The sequence below is a fragment of the Haloarcula sp. JP-L23 genome, from assembly GCF_011602445.1.
Lineage (GTDB): Archaea > Halobacteriota > Halobacteria > Halobacteriales > Haloarculaceae > Haloarcula > Haloarcula pellucida.
The window spans coordinates 2168547-2187095 of sequence record NZ_CP050014.1 but is presented as its reverse complement, the minus strand read 5'-3'; the positions used below and the strand labels follow the sequence as shown (position 1 = coordinate 2187095).

Genomic DNA, 18549 nt, shown 5'->3' with positions numbered 1-18549 from the left:
TACACAGGAGGACAAACTGGTATGACTGGCGGGAACTCGTTCCGGAGCGAACCCGCCGTCGAAACCGACGGCGGGACGGCAGACCACCGCTCGGACCGCCGAGCCAACGACTCGGCGACAGACGCCGACGAGTCGGGGACCGCGGCCGACAAATCGGTCGGCGAGACTGCAACCGAACCAGAGTCGGCTGCGACACGAGAGATAGCGCGTCTCGAAGACGAACTCGCAGCCGAGCGTGCCAGACGGAACGACCTCGAAGCGGCCGTCGAGCAACTGGCGACCGTCGCCGAGGCGAACGCAGACGGTGACCTCACTGCGACGCCCGGGACGCCACCGACCGACCGCGCAGCGGGCCTCTACGACGCGTACGACGACCTCGTCTCGGAGTGGCGCGAGACGGTCGACCGGATGGCGTCGTTCAGCGAACAGGTCTCTTCGGCCACCGAACGGGTCGACGACCGACTCGATAGCGTGAAAGGCTCCAGCAGGGACGTCAGCGGTGCCGTCGACGAGATTTCGGCGGGGTCCCGAACCCAGAGCGAGCGCATTCGGGACATCTCCGACGAGATGCGGAGTCTCTCGGCCACTATCGAGGAAATCGCCGCGTCCGCCAACGAGGTGGCCGACACCTCGAAGGAGGCGAGCAGTCGGGGTTCGACGGCACAGGAGGCCGCCGGCGACGCGATGGCGGAACTCGACCAACTGACGAGCCACGCCGAGGAGACGGCCCAGAAGGTCGAACGGCTGAACGAACTCATGACCGACATCGAGGACATCGTCGAGTTCATCACCGACGTCGCGGACCAGACCAACATACTGGCGCTCAACGCCAACATCGAGGCCGCCCGTGCCGGGGCCGAGGGAGACGGGTTCACCGTCGTCGCCAACGAGGTGAAGAACCTCGCCAGCGAGACGAAGCGGGCGACCGACGAGATAGCGGCCTCCATCGACAGGGTACACGACCACGCCGAGGCGACGGTCGAGGAGATGCACCACACCCGGACCACGGTCGAGAGCACGCACGAGGCCGTCGACCGGGCGCTCGACGAACTCGACGCCGTCGTCCAGCGTGTAGACGACGTGGACGCGAGCGTCCAGGAGATAGACGACGCGACCGACACGCAGGCCCAGTCGACCCAGGAAGTCGTCTCGATGGTCGACGAAGTCGGCGAGATCAGCGACCGGACCGCCGAGGAGGCAGACACGGCGGCCGACGCCGCACAGGAACAGACGACGGAACTAGCGGAGGTCTCGACTCGGGTCTCGACGCTCACCGACCGGGCCGAGTCACTGGAGCGCACCCTCGACCGGTTCGAACTCGCCGGAGCGGAGTCGACGGCGGGCACGGACGAGACCGTCGTCGAGTTCTGGCACGCGATGGGCGGCGAGAAGGCTTTGGTACTCGAATCGCTCGCGAGCGAGTTCGAATCGGAGACCGAGAGCATCAGCATCTCGCTGACCTCGAAGGGGAGCTATCGCGGGACGCTCGAAGCGACGCTGGACGCCGCCGCTGCCGGGGCCGGCCCCACCATCGCGCAGATTTTCGAGATCGGCAGTACGCGCGCACGCGAGAGTGGATACTTCGTGCCCGTCGAACAGTTGCTCCCGTCGGACCACCTCGACTCGCTCCTCGACCCCGTCTCGAACTACTACCGCATGGACGGCCAGTTGCAGTCGCTCCCGTTCAACGCATCGAACCCCGTCCTCGCGTACAACCGGGACGTATTCCGCAAAGCGGGGCTCGATCCAGACTCGCCGCCCCAGACGTTCGATGCGGTCCGCAGCGCCGCCGAGCAACTCGTCTCACAGACCGACGCGGACTACGGCATCACGTTCGCGAACTACTCGTGGTTCGTCGAGCAGTGGTTCGCGGAGGCAGACGAACTGCTGGTGGACAACGAGAACGGCCGTACCGGCGTGCCACGGTCGACGAACCTCGACGGCGAGTTCGGCCAGTCGCTCGTCGAGTGGTGGGTCGGCATGGCGGACGACGGCCTCTATCTGGACCCCGGCATCGAGGCCCGGGGCAAGGCGAGGAACGCGTTCCACGACGGAAAAGCCGCGATGCTCGTCGGGTCCTCGTCGTCGTTACAGGCCATCGAGTCTGGGGCGGATTTCGACGTGGGGACCGGGAGGCTCCCGGTCGAGGACGAGCGGACCGGTGTCCTCGTCGGCGGGGCGTCGCTGTGGGTCAGCGACGACTTGCCCCGAGAGACGCAGAACGCGGTCAGTCGGTTCCTGACGTGGCTCACCCGACCGGAACAGCAGATGCGCTGGCACCGCGAGACGGGGTACTTCCCGGTCAGCGAGGCGGCGATTCCGAAGCTACGTTCCGACGGGTGGTTCGAACGGAACCCGCACTACGCCACCGCGTTCGACCAGTTGGTCGCCACGACGGACACGACGGCGACCCGTGGCGCCCAGATAGGCCCCTTCGACAGCGTGCGGACGATTATCGAAGAGGGTATCGACCACATTACGACTGTCGAAGAAGTGAGTGCAGCGTTGGCACGTATCGACGCACAGGTAGAGAAACAACTCCGAACGTACGCATCGAAGTGAAAGAAGAATCATTTCGTATTTTTTATCTCCGGCCCGGCATTGTGAGTAATCTTTATAATGATTCACCATATTGTTTACTCACAAGGCGGAGTCTTGGATAAACAAGACTCGCCCGAACGGAGAACACACCAATGGCAGACACATACGTCGGCTCGATCGACCAAGGTACGACCGGTACGCGCTTCATGGTATTCGACCACAGCGGTCAGGTGGTCGCCAACGCGTACGAGAAGCACGAACAGATCTATCCGGAGCCGGGCTGGGTAGAACACGACCCGCTCGAAATCTGGGAGAACACGCAGGAAGTCGTCAGGCGGGGCCTCGACGAGGGCGGCCTCGAAGCCAGCCAGCTAGAGGCGCTGGGTATCACGAACCAGCGAGAGACGACGGTCGTGTGGGACAAAGAGACCGGAAAGCCGGTCCACAACGCCCTCGTCTGGCAGGACCGCCGGACGACCGACCGCGTCGAGGAGATTCAGGAGGCCGGCAAGGTCGAGGAGATTCGCGAAAAGACCGGCCTCGAGTGTGACGCGTACTTCTCTGCGACGAAGACCGAGTGGATTCTCCAGAACGCAGAGCCGCTCAAGATGCAGGCCTCCCGCGGCGAGGACCTCAAAGACCGCGCCGAAGCGGGCGAACTCCTCATGGGAACCATCGACGCGTGGCTCATCTACAACCTGACTGGCAACCACATCACGGACGTCACGAACGCGTCCCGGACGATGCTGTACAACATCCGGGACCTCGAGTGGGACGACGAACTCTTAGACGAGTTCGGCGTGCCCGAGTCCATGGTGCCGGAAGTCCGTCCGTCCTCCGACGAGGAGTACTACGGGACCACGGACCCCGACGGCTTCCTCGGTGAGGAGATTCCCGTCGCGGGCGCGCTGGGCGACCAGCAGGCCGCGTTGTTCGGCCAGACCTGTTTCGACGAGGGTGACGCGAAGAACACCTACGGAACTGGGTCGTTCTACCTGATGAACACCGGCACCGAGGCCGTCAAGTCCGACCACGGCCTCCTGACGACCATCGGGTTCCAGATGTCCGGCGAACCCGTCCAGTACGCGCTGGAGGGCGCTATCTTCATCACCGGTGCCGCCATCGAGTGGCTCGAAGACGTCGACCTCATCAACAACGCCGCCCAGACGGCGGAACTGGCCCGCTCGGTCGACTCGACCGACGGCGTCTACATGGTGCCGGCCTTTACGGGCCTCGGCGCCCCGCACTGGGACGGCCGCGCCCGCGGGACCATCGTCGGCATGACGCGTGGGACCCGGAAGGAACACATCGTACGTGCCACCCTCGAATCCATCGCGTACCAGACGCGCGACGTGGCCGAGGCCATGGAGGCCGACTCCGGCGTCGAGACGACGACGCTCCGCGTCGACGGTGGTGCGGTCAAGAACAACTTCCTCTGTCAACTGCAGTCCGACATCATCCAGACGGACATCGCCCGGCCGGAGGTCGACGAAACCACCGCGCTCGGCTCTGCCTACGCCGCGGGTCTGGCCGTCGGCTACTGGGACACGGTGGACGAACTCCGAGACAACTGGCAGGTCGACCGCGAGTTCAGTCCCGAGAAGGATGCCGACGAAGTCGACAAACTGTACAGCCGGTGGGACGACGCCGTCGACCGCTCGCTGGACTGGGCCAAGGAGGACTAACGGATGGCGGCCGACCTGCTCCTTCAGATTCCGCTGTTCGGCGTCGAAGTGCCGCGCTTCATCGCGCTCCTGCTTGCCGCCTTCGCGGGCGGCGCGTTCGGGGCCGCTATCGGGGCGCTGCCGGCGTTCTGTTTCACCGGCTTCATGGTCATCGCTGGCGAGGCGGTGAACATCCTCGTCGCCGAACTCGGGACGGTCTCCGATATCCCTGCCGGGGAAATCGGCGTCGGCGTCACTGGCTCTATCGCCTTCGGTCCGGTCTTTGGCCCACACATCTCCTTTGCGGCCGGTGCGGCGGCGGCCGCCTACGCCGCGAAGAACGATGGACTCCCGGAACCGGCCGACGGTGACTACCACCCCGCGAAGGACATCGCGTACGCGCTGGGCACCCGCCCGGACATCCTCGCAGTCGGTGGTCTCTTTGGCATCCTCGGTCTCGTCATCACTCGCGTCTCGGGTGCCATCGGTGCGCCGTGGGACCCCATCGCAATCGCGGTGGTCCTCTCGGCCGTTGCCCACCGACTCGTCTTTGGCTACCCTATCGTGGGTGCCGGCAACCGCAACGTCCTCGACATGTCGCCCTTCGAGAAGGGTGAAGAGCGCGTCGCCACCGACGGCGGCACGGTCAACGCCACGCGTCTGGCCGTCGAACCGTGGCTCCCCCACCAGTACAAGTGGGCCAACGTCGCCACGATAGGCATCGTCGCTGGCCTGCTCGGCGGCTGGATCGCCATCGTCACCGGGAGCGCGTTCCTCGGATTCGGCATCTCCGCGGCGTCGCTGACGTTCCTGAACCTCGGCGTCGAGAAGATTCCGGTCACTCACCACATGACCTTGCCCGCCAGCACGGCGGCGCTCGCCGTCGCACCCCTCGGTGGCGAACCAGTCCAGATAATCGCCGCAGCGGTGTTCGGACTCATCGGCGCGCTCGCCGGTGAGACCATCCAGCGTATCTTCTACGCGCACTCGGACACCCACTTTGACCCACCCGCGGCAGCTATCGTCATCGCGACGTTCATCATCGGCGTGCTGGCCATCGTCGGCGTCTTCCCGACGTCCGTCTGGATCCCGCTGCCGTAAGTCACACGCCTTTTTGTTTCCCAGAACGAGCGGTACATACCGAACACCCGAACTAAAGCATGGATATCGAAGCGCGAATCAAGCGTCGGCAGCGCCGTGGCGACGAGCCACGGCTGGTTCAAGACTACGAGTCGCTGTCTCCGGTGACCCACATCGAGGAACCGGCCGACCGTGGCCCCGTCCTCGAGCGACTGCTCGACCACCTCGACCCCGTTTTCGACGGCAAACTACCGCCGAACGCATACGTCTACGGTCCGAAGGGGTCGGGGAAGTCCGCGGTCGTGACGGCGCTCTTTACACACCTCGAACGTCTCCCCACCGAGAACCGGGCGGTCATCCACACCAGTACCCGTGCCCAGTCCCCGACCTCCCCGGCGTTCGTCTACGTTGACGCACGCCAGACCACCAGCGAGTTCGCGTTCTACCACGCGGTACTCGATGCGCTCGTCGACGAGTCGGTGCCCGAACACGGCATCGGGACGGAGACGCTCCGGTCGCGCCTGCACGAGGTACTGGGCGGCACCCGGACCGGCGTCGTGGTCACGGTCGACCACGTCGGGGAGCCACGAAGCACCAACGAAAGCGACCTCGTCACCCTCTTTGCCGGCCTGCCGAGCAACGTCAGTTGGATGGCAATCGGTCGGTTGAACCCGACCGAGACGGTGCTCACGGAGTACACCGCCGAATCGATTCACGTCGACCACTACCAGCGCCAGATGCTGGTGGACGTGTTGATGACGCGGTCGTCTGTCGGGCTGGCACAGCAAGCGCTGGACCACGGGCTGGCCCGCGACATCGCCGAGTGGGCCGACGGCGATGCGCACGACGCACTCGCGGCGCTGTTTATCGCCACCGACCGGGCGACCGAAGCCGGACGGACGCAGTTGACGCCGGCCGACGTCGAAGCGGCGTTCGAAGAGATACCGAACCCCTGTGTCTCGCTGGGCGTCGTGCTCTCACTGCCGCCGAACCGACAGGCTGTCCTGCGCGAACTGGTCGACCTCGGTCCGGAGGAACGCTCCTCGGTCACCGCGACGACGGAGGCCATCGGTGGGTCGCCCGCCGTGGACCTCTCGGCCGGGACGGTCAAGCGATTCCTCTACGAGATGGCCGAGGCCGGCGTCGTCGAACGCGTCCAGTCCGAGGCACAGAGCGGGCAGGGACGACCGCCGAGCAGAGTCGACCCGCGGTTCCCGCCGACGGTGTTCCGTCGGCTCTACGACCTGCAGCAGTAGCGAGGCGCGCTACGCGCGCCCTTCGAAGTGACGCGGTGAGCGAAGCGAACCGCAGAGCAGTAGCGAGAGGCGCTCAGTTTTCTCAGTACGGAGCGGCTACAGCGGTATCGACCCGAAAAACGCGACCTCAGACGCCTCTGGACGGGTCGCCGGTCCCCTCGGTCAGCGCCGACGCGAGGGCACCGCGGACGACCACGTCGTCGCCGAGCGTCGTCAACTGGATGTCGGGGATGTTCGACATGACCATCTGGTCGAGTCGGTCCCGAATCGGGTCGAGAATCCGTTCGGGGTTGTTGATAGCGACGGCCCCGCCGACGTAGATGACCAGCGGTGCGTAGGAGTGGACGATGTTTGCGACGCCGATAGCGTTCCAGTGACAGATTTGGTCTAACACGTGTGAGGCAAAGTCGTCCTCGCCGGCGTACTCGAAGACGTCGGCCGCGTCGAATCCCTCGGTGTCGATGGGAAGTGCCGTCTCGACGGGGTCCTCGCGGTGGAGTTGGGTGGCATAGCGCGGGATGTTCTCGCCCGAGCAGTACGCTTCCCAGTGGCCGTCGTGGCCACAGCCACAGGTCATGAACCCGTGGGGGTCGATGGTCAGGTGGCCGACCTCGCCCGCGTTGCCGTCCCACCCGCTGAGGATGTTGCCGTCGACGGCGACGCCCGCACCGATACCCGAGGAGATGGTCAGATACACCATGTCGTCCGGGTTCCGGTCCGAGTTGTAGCGCTCGCCGATGACGCCCGCGTTGGCGTCGTTGTGGAGGTACACCTGTGACGTGCCGAGCAGGTTCTCGACGGGACCAGTCAGCGGGATGCGGTCGATGGTGTCGGGGAGGTTCGCGGGGTTTTCGACGACGCCCTCGGCGAGGTCGAGTGGGCCGAACGAACCGATGCCGGCCGCTTTCACGTCGGTCGGTTCCACGTCGGCGGCGGCACACGCCTCGCGTAGCGCATCGAGTACTGCTTCGGTGACCGCGATGCCGTTCGGACCGCGCGGGGTTTCGCGCTTGAACGACGCTATCGACGTTCCGGACGCGTCACCGATGACCGCACGGATGTGTGTCGCACCGAGGTCGACCCCTGCGTATACGCCCATGTTGGTGGGAAGGTCGCCCTTCCGCTACTTAATAACACAGATTCGAGTACGTCCGTGTTACCGTGCGTCGTCGTCGAGTCGTTCGCGGCCGACAGCCTCCTCGTAGACGACGCCGCGTTCGGCGTCGAGCGTCACGACAGCCCCGTCCTCCATGTCGCCGGGTAACTTCGCGTCCGAGACCATCGGGATAGAGAGTTCACGAGCGATGATAGCGGCGTAACTCGTGATGCCCTCGTGGGCGTCGATGATGCCGCCGAGGCGGGTGGTATCGCCGGTGAACTCGCCGTCGAACCCCTCGGAGACGGCGATGATGGCACCGTCGGGCACGTCGGTGATGTCGCCGTCCTCGACGTGGTACACCGGCCCAGTCACCAGTCCGTCCACGACGGACCTGCCGTTCGCAACCGTTTCGGCGGCGACGTGAACTTTCAGCATGTTGGCCGTGTTCATGCCTTCGAGTTCCGTCATCATCCCAGAGAGGACGACGACGGTGTCACCGCCGTCGGCGGCCCCCGTATCGAGGGCGGACTGGACCGCGTTCTGGATGATGGCGTCGGCCCCGTCGGTGGTGTACTGAGTCGTGATGGGGATGATGCCCCACGAGAGTGCGAGTCGGCGGCGGACCCGTTCGCTGGGCGTCGACGCCACGATCGGTATCGAGGGGCGGTACTTCGCGGCCTTCAGTGCGGTGTACCCGGACTCGGAGGCGGCGACGACGGCCGACGCGCCGATGTCTCGGGCGAGGTACCGGGCCGACCGCGCGAGCGCGTCCGTCCGGGTGCTGCCCGCGGCGGGGACACGCTGTTCGCGGGACTCGGCGTACTCCTCGCTGGACTCGACGTCTCGCACGATGCGGTCCATCGTCTCGACGACCCGAATGGGGTGATCGCCGATGGCCGTCTCGCCCGACAGCATCACGGCGTCGGTGCCGTCGAGGACGGCGTTTGCCACGTCCGAGGCTTCTGCGCGGGTCGGCCGGCGGGAGTGGACCATCGAGTCGAGCATCTCCGTCGCGGTGATGACCGGGACGCCCTCCTGGTGGCACTTCCGAATGATGCGCTTTTGGATGATCGGGACATCTTCGAGCGGACACTCGACGCCGAGGTCACCGCGGGCCACCATGATCCCGTAGGCGGCGTCGATGATGGACTCTAAGTTCTCGACGGCCCCCGCACGCTCGATCTTCGCGATGATGGGGATGTCGACGCCGCGGTCTTCGAGCGCCTGGTTGATCTCGTAGATGGCCTCGCCGTCGCGGACGAACGAGGCGGCGACGAAGTCCGGTTCCATCTCTGCGGCGACGTCGAGTTCCTGCTTGTCGTTCTCGGTGATGGTGGGCAGGCCCAGCTCGACGCCGGGGACGTTGACGCCCTTGCGAGCGCCGAGTTCGCCGCCGTTCTCGACGTCCGCGTACACCACGTCGTCCTCGACGCGGTCCACCGTGGTCTCGATGCGGCCGTCGTCTAAGAGCACGCGGTCGCCCGGTTCGACGCTGGTGATAGACTGAGAGAGGCCGACCTCCTCGGGGGTCGCTTCTTCGCCCACCACGAAGCGGATGGTCGACCCCTCGACGAGGTCGATAGGCTCACGGATTGGCGCGGTCCGGACTTCCGGGCCGGGCATGTCGAGCATGGAGGCGACCGGCGAGTCGACTATGTCGTCGACCTCCCGGATGCGTTCTATCATCGTACGCCGGTGTTCCGGCGACCCGTGACTGGCGTTGAGTCGGGCGACGGACATCCCCGCCTCCGCGAGCGACGCTATCTGGTCGACGGACTCGCTGGCCGGGCCGAGCGTACAGACGATTTTCGCGCTACGCATCGGTCGATACTCCCGACAGCTCTCGTGAACGCACCGTTCGATGAATCATACTCGCCCGTACCGAGCCAGGGGATAAGAAGCTTGTCGGACGCCGCCAGTATCGCCGCCCTCACGCGACTTCAGCGCGTGATTTCCTCGGTGTCGCCGGCGATGACTTCGCGGACTTCGTGCGGGGAGACGACGGCGATGTCGCCGGGGACAGACCGCTTGAGAGCGGCGGTAGCCGCACCCCACGCCAGCCCCTCGGCGACGGACTCGCCGGCGAGGTACTGCGAGAGGAAGCCACCGACGAAGGAGTCGCCGGTCCCGACCGGGTGTGCACTGGAGGCCTCGTAGGTCGGTTGTTCGTACACCTCGCCGCCGGAGAGCGCGAGCGCACCCTCGGCCCCACGGGTGACGATAGTCACGTCGAACCCGTAGTCGTCTGTCAGGCCGCGAGCGACCGACTCGGCGTCACCGGTCCGGTCAAGCACCGTCTCCGCGTCTCGACGGGCGACGACGAGGACGTCGACGTCGGGGAACAGGTCCGTCAGAACCGCCTTCGCTTTGGCTGGCTCCCAGAGCTTCGAGCGGTAGTTGAGGTCGAAACTCGTCACGGTGTTGGCCTCCTGTGCCCGGGCGAGCAGATCAGCCGTCGTCGTTTCGAGCGTCTCGGAGAGGGCCGGCGTGATACCGGTCGTGTGGAACCCGGTCGCGCTCTCGACGGTCTCGGTCGGGAGTTCGGCCGTCGACGCCGAGGTCACGCTCGCACCCGCGCGGTCGTAGATGACCTCGTTCCCGCGCGGTGGCTGGCCCTGTTCGAGGTAGTAGGTACCCTGTCTGGCGTCGTCGGCGTCGTCCCACACCACGTCGACGGTGACGTCGTGGGTCCGGAGTTCGCCGGCCACTCGTCGGCCCACGGAAGAGTCGGGGAGTTTCGAGGTCCAGACGGCGTCGAGTCCCAGACGCTGTGCGGCGACGGCGACGTTCGATTCGGCGCCGGCGGCCCGGACGTTGTACTGGTCTGCCGTCTCTAGGCGTTCCTCGTCCGGCGGTGACAACCGGAGCATCGTTTCTCCGAACGTGACCAGGTCAGTCATATGGCCCTCTCGTCGCCCGGTAGGTATAAATCCACGAGAGTTGTCCGCAGCCCATACGGCCCGGTCGACGGACTGTGCCGTTCGTGTACAACTGCTTCCCAGTTGATATATATACATTGATAATCTCCAAAGATTTTTGTACCCATATTTTACACATCATGCTATGAATCGGAGGCAAGTGAGAAACGAGTCGTCGGTTTCTCGGCGCTCCTTCCTCGGGACAGTGGGAGTGTCGGGAATCGCCGGTCTCGCCGGGTGTGGTGGGGGTTCCGGGGGTGGTACACCGACTGGAGAACGTGTCGGAAATTTTCCAATTTCTGGGGATACGGTCACGTTCGGGTTCAACGTCGCACGGTCGGGTCCGTTCTCTACGACTGGTGAGGAGGAACTCCGTGGCCACCGTCTCGCCGTCAAACACATCAACGAAGGAGGCGGGTGGGTTTCGAACCGGTACTTTCCACGGCTCTCCGGGGACGGGTTACTGAACAAGACCGTCGAAGCGGCGGTAAGCGACACCGAAAGCGACCCCGAAGTGGCGCGTCGTTCGGCCAAAGCGATGATAGAAAACGATGGCGCCATCATGCTCTCCGGGGGGGCGACGAGCGATACTGGACTCGCACATCAGGCGGTGGCCGCCGAGACGGAGACCATCTATATGGCGACGATGACCCACGTCGACAGACTGACCGGCGCGGGCTGTAACCGCTGGACTTTTCGAGAGCTGTTCAACTCCTATATGACCGCGAAGGCGCTCCGACCAGTCCTCGTCGAAGAGTACGGCAAAGACGTCGAGTTCTTTCAGGTGTACTCCGACGACGACTGGGGGAAAGCCCAGACCCAACTAATGGAGCGGTTCCTCAGCGACGTCGGGTGGCAACCGGTCGGCAGTCTGAGTGCGCAACTCGGGACGCGTGATTTCGGTCAGTACATCGACGACATCGACAATGCCAGCGAGGACGTCCTGATACTCAACCTCCGAGGGCTGGACGCGGCCAACGCCGTGCGGACGGTTCGGGAGTCGTTCCCCGACGAGAACGTCGTCATCCCGCTGTATACCCGCGCAGTGGCACAGACGGCCGGGGGCGCTATAGAGGACGTCATCGGGACTATCGCCTGGGACCCGTCAATCGAGACGCCGCTGTCGAAGCAGTTCCGGTCGGCGTTCAGCAACGAGTACGAAGGGGGAACCGGGTCGGCGTCGTCGTCGATACCGTCGGGTCCGGCCCACGTCGCGTACACGCAAACGCTCCAGTACGCTCACGCGGTGGCCCGAGCGGGAACGTTCGATCCCGAGGCGGTCATCCCGGCTCTCGAAGGGTGGGAGTACGGGGCCGGAATCGGCGCACAGACGATGCGGGCGTGTGACCACCAGTCGATGCGTCCGGTCCCCATCGTCAGAGGACGACCGGGGGACCAACAGGACTTCGGGCGGTACTACGATCTGATAAACATCACGCGGGAGACGGCCTACCCGTGCTCTACAGGACCAGCGGCGAACTGCTCGCTGGGCGGTAACTGACAATGAGCAGACAAGACACATCTTCGGCAGGGGTATCGGATACAGACGACACGAGCGGCGGTCTCCTCGCGACGATCGTACCGGACGCGATTCGGCGCAACTTCGCGCTGAAGTTCGGTATCGTGCTGGTCGTGATGGCGCTGTCCGTCGGTGCGATTGGACTGTTAGCTACCGACCAAGTCCGGACCTACACCGAAAATCAGGTGACCGACGAGTACCGCGGTGTCGCCGCACAGGAGGGCGACATCATCGAGCAGTGGTTCGAACGGAACCGACTCTCCGTCCAGTTCGTCTCCTCCAGCAGCGTCTGGACGTCCGACGACGCGGCGGACCTACGGGCGGAACTCCGGAACCGAAAGGCTGGCCTGTCCGCCGACGTGGCGAACGTCCATCTAGTCGAACGGCAGGTAGTCGAGTCCAACATCGTCGCGAGTACTTCGCTGTCCGCTGGAACGAACGTCTCGACGGTCGACCGTGGTTGGACGACTGATACGGAGTTCAACCGGGCGGGTGAGGTCGTCCACTCCAGCGTCTACCAGACACAGGCCGGCCCCGTCGTCGGCTTCATGAGTCCCGTCGACGCGAGCCAGAACCGATACATCGTCATCGAGTACTCGATTGCAGGTATCACCGAGTCCCTGCAGGGCACCGAGCGGTCCGCAGGCGGGTTCACGCAGGTGGTCAACGCCTCGAACGTCGTGATGTTCGACGAGGGGCCGGACGGCGGCGTTGGCGACGCGCTCCTCGAACCGTACGCGTCCGGTAGCGGGGCGACGAAACCCATCAGTGACGCAAACGACCTCCGGAGTCGGGACCGGGAAGCGGGCGTCGTCGCGACCATGCCCGCAAACAGCGTCTTAGACGAGAAGTACACCGTCGGCTACTCGCCCATCGAGGGGACCGACTGGGTCGTGCTGGTCCACGCACCCTACTCGGCCGTGTTCGGGTTCGTCGAGAACGTCCAACTGTACGGACTCGCCGGGACCGCGCTGATGGTCCTGCTCATCGGTGGCGTCGGCGCGGCACTGGGGTACAACACGGCGACGTCCATCGACCGACTCACCCGCAAGACCGACCAGATGCGACAGGGGAACTTAGACGTCGACATATCGACGAGTCGCATCGACAACATCGGCCGACTCTACGACGGGTTCGGCGACATGCGCGACGCGCTCAAACAGCAGATCGACGAGGCCGAACGCGCCCAGAAAGAGGCGGAGGTCTCTCGCGCCGAGGCGATGGAGGTCAACAACTACCTCCAGGAGAAAGCAGCGGAGTTCTCCGACGTGATGGAGGCGGCCGCCGCCGGCAACCTGACCCAGCGCATGGAGACGGACGGCGAGAACGAGTCGATGGACCGCATCGCCAGCGAGTTCAACGGCATGATAAACGAACTCGAGAAGACCGTCGGCCAGTTGAAGAGTTTCGCCGACGACGTGGCCGACTCCGGTGACGTCGTGCTCACGAGCGCCGAGTCTGTGCGCGATGCGTCCGAGCAGGTCGCCGAGTCCGTCCAGAAGATATCCGACGACGCCTACGACCAGAAGGATCGGCTACAGACGCTCTCCGAGGACCTCGACCACCTCGTCGAGACGCTCGAACAGTTAGAAGCCGAGAACCCCGAGGTCGACATGGGCGACTCGCTGTCGGAGTTCCGGACCACGGCGACGACGTTGCAGGAAGCCGCCGACACCAGCGAGGACATGATGTCCGAGTCAGAGACTGTCGCGGGCGCCGCCGAAGAGCAGGCGGCGGAACTCAACGAGGTTTCTTCCCGCGCGGAACGGCTCAAGCGGTACGCCCAGCCACTGGGTGACATCCTGAATCGATTCGAGACGGAGGCCGAACACGAGTTCGTCTTCTCCGGCGGTCCCTCGCAGGGGCTGGCCGAGCACGACGACGAGTAGTCGCCGTCCGTTGGCGGCACTCGACGGTCGTTGTTGTGCGCTTCTGAACGTAGAGCCACGGGGACGGCGATTCAGCCGTCGGAGGTGCCGATGATGTCACGGACCCGCGTGGCCGCAGTCAGGACGGGGAACGTCCACGGTTCGTCGTCGTAGAGTATCGAACAGAGGCTAGTCCGGTTCTCACCGGGGAGCGACTCCTGTCTGTCGAGGTGCGCCTGTCGGGTGGCGACGACGCCGTCGAGCGTCTCGGTGAACGTCGATTCGTACCACTGCGGAACCGACATCCCGTCGAGTTCGACGACGAGGTCCGACAGCGACTGCTTTGCGTCCGAGAGCGAGTCGGCTTCGTCCGCCAACGTATCGGAGAACTGCCGCCGCTCCGATGCGGTGTCGCGAGCGGTCCTGACGAGCGCCTGTTTGTACGGCGCCGTGAACCCCCCCTGTTTGGTCCGGAGACCCTCGGCCATCTCTTCGCCGAGTTCCAGCATCACGTTCTCTACGAGCGACTCGCCGTACACCTCGTCGTAGTGAGGCACGCTCATGACCGTCTCGCGGTACGCGTCACAGACGCGTTCGAGTTGCTTACACTCCTGTCGTGGCGTGTGAAACGACACTGGTTGCCACGCCTGCGGGCCCGCGGTGGGGATGTCCTCGACGGCGTCCGCGAAGGCGTCGAAGGCCTCGGCCTCGGCCTCGACCTCGGCCTCTTCGCGTTCGACCACCTCCAGGGCCGTCGTCACCGGAGAAAGGACGTATTGGCGGAAGGACCGGAGGTAATGGGTCGCGGGGACGTTTGTGTCAATCATTACCACGGCGTTCGTGTCCCGATAACTAAAATGTTTGTTTCACATACAAGGGTTGCACCGTGTCGGCACAGGTTTCGGAGTATCCCGATGGTTGATAGTTGATTACCGTAATACTGTCGCAATCGTGCTATCCAATATATTAGCAGAATTGCGTATCGCAATCGTATTCGGTTGATTTCGGTGCTTATCGGAACTCATCGAGAGATAGCAAGGCCGAAGCCGCTGGCGTCCGTCGTAAAACCATGATTCGTGTTGACACGCCCGCGTTCCTCGTCGCCTGTGTCGCGCTCGTCGCACTGGCCGGGTGTGGCACGTTCTTCGGTGCCGGCGGCAGCGACTCCGGTGGCGGAGAACCCGTCACACCGGCCCCGGTTCCCGACGGGGCTATGCCGTCGCCGACGCCCGACCCGAACGGTCGGTCACTGGCCGACAGCACTGGCCGACGCGACTACTGGGGTGGCATCACCGCGCCGGACAACCGCACCGGCTCAGCCCAGCCACGCTACCTCTCGCTTCGGCCGACCTGCGAGCGGCCGCCCGGACTCGTCGTCCACATACAGGTCAACGCCCTCCGCAACAACGACCCGGTGACCAACGAGGGTATCAACACGACGTGGCGGTTCGCCGCCCCGTCAAATCGGCGGGCTGTCGGGTCCTACGAGGCGTTCGTCGACGTACTCACGACCCAGTACCGGCCCCTGTTGAACGCGTCGACGGTGACGTACGGACCGCTCGAACGAGACGGCGGCTGGGCCCACCAGCGAGTGACGGTGTCCACCGGCGAGACGTCGGCGACGTACCTGTGGCACCTCAAACTCCAGACGGTGCAGACTACGGAGCCCTACGGCGGGTGCTGGATGACGACCGGCGTCACGTCCGAATAAGACTGCGTGACTGATCGCCGGTCGGCCAGACGGCTGACTCACTCGCGGTCCGCGCCGCTGTGCCCGGACCGATCGGTCTTGTCGGTCCGCGTCGTCGGTAGCGACGAAACGAAGTCGATGTCGCGCGGGCGCTTGTGCGGGCCGAGGGACTCGGCGACAGATACCCTGAGGGCCGACGCGAGGTCGTCGTCCGGCGTCACGTCCGGCGACGGGACGACGGTGGCGACGACCCGCTGTCCTCGTCCGGGGTCCGGTTCGCCGCGTACCAACGCCGCCGAGACAGCGGGGTGGGCCTCCAGCGCGGACTCCACTTCGAGGGGGCTGACGCGGTAGCCGGCGGTGAGGATGAGGTCGTCCGCCCGCCCGAGGTGGGTGAGCACGCCGTCGTCGAACCGACCGATGTCGCCCGTCCTGAGCAGGTCGTCGTCGAGGACGGCCGCCGTCGCCGCCGGGTCGTCGACGTACTCCTGCATGACCACGGGGTCCGGGCGGACGACGGCTATCTCTCCTCCCTCGCCGGTCGGCACCGGGGCGCCGTCCTCGTCGACGACGACTATCTCGTGGCCGGGGTACGGGCGGCCGAGTCCGTCCGGTGCCGCGGGGTAGACGCCGTTCGATTCGCCCGCGAGCGCGTTCGCTTCGGTCTGTCCGTACGCCTCGTTGACAGTCACGGCGAGCCGGTCGGTCGCCCACTCCGCCAAGTCATTGGGGAGGTGTTCGCCGCCGCACAGCATCGTCTCCAGCGTGGGCACGTCGTCAGGGTCCGGGTCGGTCTCGCGGCGTATCGCCCGGAGCGCGGTCGGCGGGAGAAACGCGTGTGTGACTCCCTGTCCGGCGACGACGTCGAGTGCTCGCTCCGGGTCAAACCCCGCCCGCCGGACCGAGGAGACGACGGTCCCGCCCAGCGCGAGCGTCGGGAACACCACGTCGAACAGCGCCCCCGCCCACGCCCACTCGGAGGGCGTCCAGACCCGCGCCCGTCGGGCCGACGACGGGTCAAAGAGGTCGAACCAGCAGTGATAGCCCGGCAACGACCCCAGTAGGTACTGGTGGCCCTGCACCACGCCCTTCGGGTCGCTCGTCGTCCCGGAGGTGTACAGCACCAGCGCGGGGTCGTCCGGACGTGTCTCGACAGCCGTCGGGCCCGTCGAGGAAGGGGCGTCCCCGGCGAATTCGGTGAGACCGCCCAGTGGTGCCGTCCCGGACCCGACGTCGACGGGCACCGTCTCGGTCGGCGCGGCAGTCCGCACGTCGCCCGCCGCGTTCCAACGCTCCGAATCCACGACGAGCGCCGACGCGTCGCTGTGGTCGAGGACGTACCCGAACGAGTTCTCGCCGAGGAGCATCGACACCGGAACGACGACACCGCCGAGGCGGTAGACTGCGAGGTGCGCGACGACGAGTTCGGGACACTGTGGGAGGCAGACGGCGACCCTGTCACCCGCGGCGATGCCTACGTCCGCGAGGCGGGCCGCGAGGGCTCGCGTCGCGGCCGCCAGTTCGCCGTACGTCACCGTCGTCCCGGCGTAGGGTTCGTCCTCGGCGGCAACGTGCCTGAGCGCCACAGCGTCTCCGTCACCCGACAGCGCGTGGTCGGCGATGTTGTAGCGGCCGGGAATCTGCCACTCGAACCCGTCGCGGAGGTCGCCGTAACTCGTCGGCGACGCCGGCAACTCGTAGCCGGTCCACGGCCCGGTCATCCGTCGCCCGCCACCTGTGCGAGCGTGGACGCCAGATAATACTGCGTCCAGACGAGTTCCGTGTCGACGGCGTAGTCGCCGGGTCGGTTGAAACAGCCGTGCTGGACCTGTCCGTAGCGTGGGTCCGACGGGTCCGTCACGAGGTACGAGTCGACGAGCGACGAGAGGACGTCGTGCCCCAACGCACGCAGGTCGGCGACCGGAGGGGCGTCCGGCAACAGGGCGACCAACCCGTAGGCCACGAGGGCGGCGGCACTGGTGTCGCGTGGCTCACCGTCGGGGTCCGGTATCTCGAAGTCCCAGTGTGGGACGTGGTCGGGCGGCGTGTGGGTCCGGTAGTACTCGACGGCGTCGGCGAGCGCTCGACGGTAGCGCTCGGCACCGGTGGCCGCGTAAGCGTTCGCGAGACCGGCGACGTGCCAGCCCTGTCCGCGCGCCCAGCACGTCTCGTCGCTGTGAGCCAGTTCGTTGTACTGACGTTCGAGCGTGCCCGTCTCGTCGAAGACGGCGTGGTGCCACGTCCGGCCGTCCTCGCGGACGTACCAGTCCAGATGGCGGTCGGCGTGTGAGACGGCCACGTCGCGGAACTGCGGGTCCTTGGTCGCCTCGTAGGCCCGCCAGAGCACCGAGACGGCCGTGTAGAGGTTGTCGACGGCGCCGATGCGGTCGCCGGGCGGTCCGTGGTTGGACTCCGGACCGCGGAACTGCTCCGGCCCACGGATAGCCAGTTTTCCGAGGGGTATCTGGCGGGCACCCTCGTGGAACGCCGCGGCCATCGCGTCGGCCCCTTCGAGTCCGAGACCGAACAGCGACCGGTCGCCGCTGTGGTCGTACCCGCGGAACCCGGCGTACAGGAAGTTCATCCCGCAGAACATCGAGTCCCGGGGAATGTACGCCCGCATCGTCTCGGTGTGGTCGCGGGCCGCCCGTTCGAACCGCTCGGCGGGGGTCGGGTCGTCGGCGTGTGCGGCCGCAAGCCAGAGCAGACCGATCCAGTGTCCGCCACACCAGTTCCCGTCGTCCGTCGTCTCCCATCCGTCCGTCTCCCGGTCGTAGACGTAGGGGAACCGGTCACCCGTCGCGTCGAGGGTCGTCTCCACCCGTGCGAGCACGGCTTCCAATCCTCGGCGGTACTGGTCGCTCTCGCCGGTCATACTGGCTGTTGCCGGCCGTAGGTATTCAAGCTAGTGTCG

The 18549-nt window shown here is 65.8% G+C and carries 13 protein-coding genes; 7 read left to right on the top strand and 6 right to left on the bottom strand.

The window, feature by feature from the left end:
- Positions 1 to 21 precede the first annotated feature (21 nt).
- The 4 genes from G9465_RS11210 (at position 22) to G9465_RS11195 (ending at position 6541) form a co-directional block, all read left to right on the top strand.
- Positions 22 to 2562, top strand: coding sequence for an extracellular solute-binding protein (locus G9465_RS11210; RefSeq protein ID WP_166969966.1), 2541 nt, complete (start codon positions 22 to 24; stop codon positions 2560 to 2562).
- Between the two features lie 131 nt (positions 2563 to 2693).
- Positions 2694 to 4226 (top strand): glycerol kinase GlpK, encoded by a 1533-nt coding sequence (glpK, locus tag G9465_RS11205; protein ID WP_166969964.1) that lies wholly within the window; start codon positions 2694 to 2696, stop codon positions 4224 to 4226.
- A gap of 3 nt (positions 4227 to 4229) precedes the next feature.
- A complete protein-coding gene (locus G9465_RS11200; RefSeq protein ID WP_166969962.1) occupies positions 4230 to 5306 on the top strand; it encodes a hypothetical protein in 1077 nt (358 codons plus the stop codon).
- A 59-nt stretch (positions 5307 to 5365) separates the two neighbouring features.
- On the top strand, positions 5366 to 6541 hold the full coding sequence (locus G9465_RS11195) for a Cdc6/Cdc18 family protein (protein WP_166969960.1): 1176 nt from the start codon (positions 5366 to 5368) through the stop codon (positions 6539 to 6541).
- Between the two features lie 127 nt (positions 6542 to 6668).
- Here the strand turns inward: G9465_RS11195 and G9465_RS11190 are convergent, their stop codons facing one another.
- The 3 genes from G9465_RS11190 to kdgK1 form a co-directional block, all read right to left on the bottom strand.
- A complete protein-coding gene (locus tag G9465_RS11190; protein ID WP_166969957.1) occupies positions 6669 to 7640 on the bottom strand; it encodes an ROK family protein in 972 nt (323 codons plus the stop codon).
- Between the two features lie 57 nt (positions 7641 to 7697).
- Positions 7698 to 9461 carry a pyruvate kinase gene (gene pyk, locus G9465_RS11185; protein WP_166969956.1) on the bottom strand — a complete coding sequence of 588 codons (1764 nt, stop codon included), beginning with the start codon at positions 9459 to 9461 and terminating at the stop codon, positions 7698 to 7700.
- A gap of 119 nt (positions 9462 to 9580) precedes the next feature.
- On the bottom strand, positions 9581 to 10540 hold the full coding sequence (gene kdgK1 / locus G9465_RS11180; RefSeq protein ID WP_166969955.1) for a bifunctional 2-dehydro-3-deoxygluconokinase/2-dehydro-3-deoxygalactonokinase: 960 nt from the start codon (positions 10538 to 10540) through the stop codon (positions 9581 to 9583).
- Positions 10541 to 10853: 313 nt separating this feature from the next.
- On the opposite strand from kdgK1, the gene G9465_RS11175 reads away from it, so the two are divergent.
- Together G9465_RS11175 and G9465_RS11170 are read left to right on the top strand one after the other, a co-directional pair.
- Positions 10854 to 12059: an ABC transporter substrate-binding protein gene (locus tag G9465_RS11175; protein ID WP_166973022.1), complete on the top strand. Its 1206-nt coding sequence runs from the start codon at positions 10854 to 10856 to the stop codon at positions 12057 to 12059.
- A 2-nt stretch (positions 12060 to 12061) separates the two neighbouring features.
- Complete coding sequence (locus G9465_RS11170; RefSeq protein WP_166969954.1) at positions 12062 to 13966, top strand: HAMP domain-containing protein; 1905 nt, start codon at positions 12062 to 12064, stop codon at positions 13964 to 13966.
- A 71-nt stretch (positions 13967 to 14037) separates the two neighbouring features.
- On the opposite strand, the gene G9465_RS11165 is transcribed toward G9465_RS11170, so the two are convergent.
- Positions 14038 to 14772, bottom strand: a complete 735-nt coding sequence (locus tag G9465_RS11165; protein ID WP_166969953.1) for a hypothetical protein — start codon at positions 14770 to 14772, stop codon at positions 14038 to 14040.
- A 242-nt stretch (positions 14773 to 15014) separates the two neighbouring features.
- Here G9465_RS11165 and G9465_RS11160 point away from each other — a divergent pair, with 242 nt between their 5' ends.
- Complete coding sequence (locus G9465_RS11160; RefSeq protein WP_166969952.1) at positions 15015 to 15656, top strand: DUF4864 domain-containing protein; 642 nt, start codon at positions 15015 to 15017, stop codon at positions 15654 to 15656.
- A gap of 38 nt (positions 15657 to 15694) precedes the next feature.
- Here G9465_RS11160 and G9465_RS11155 read toward each other — a convergent pair whose 3' ends face one another.
- Both G9465_RS11155 and G9465_RS11150 read right to left on the bottom strand, forming a co-directional pair.
- Complete coding sequence (locus G9465_RS11155) at positions 15695 to 17356, bottom strand: acyl-CoA synthetase (protein WP_166969951.1); 1662 nt, start codon at positions 17354 to 17356, stop codon at positions 15695 to 15697.
- A complete protein-coding gene (locus tag G9465_RS11150) occupies positions 17353 to 18510 on the bottom strand; it encodes a glycoside hydrolase family 88 protein (protein WP_166969950.1) in 1158 nt (385 codons plus the stop codon). Before G9465_RS11150 ends, G9465_RS11155 begins: the two co-directional genes overlap by 4 nt.
- Positions 18511 to 18549 lie beyond the last annotated feature (39 nt).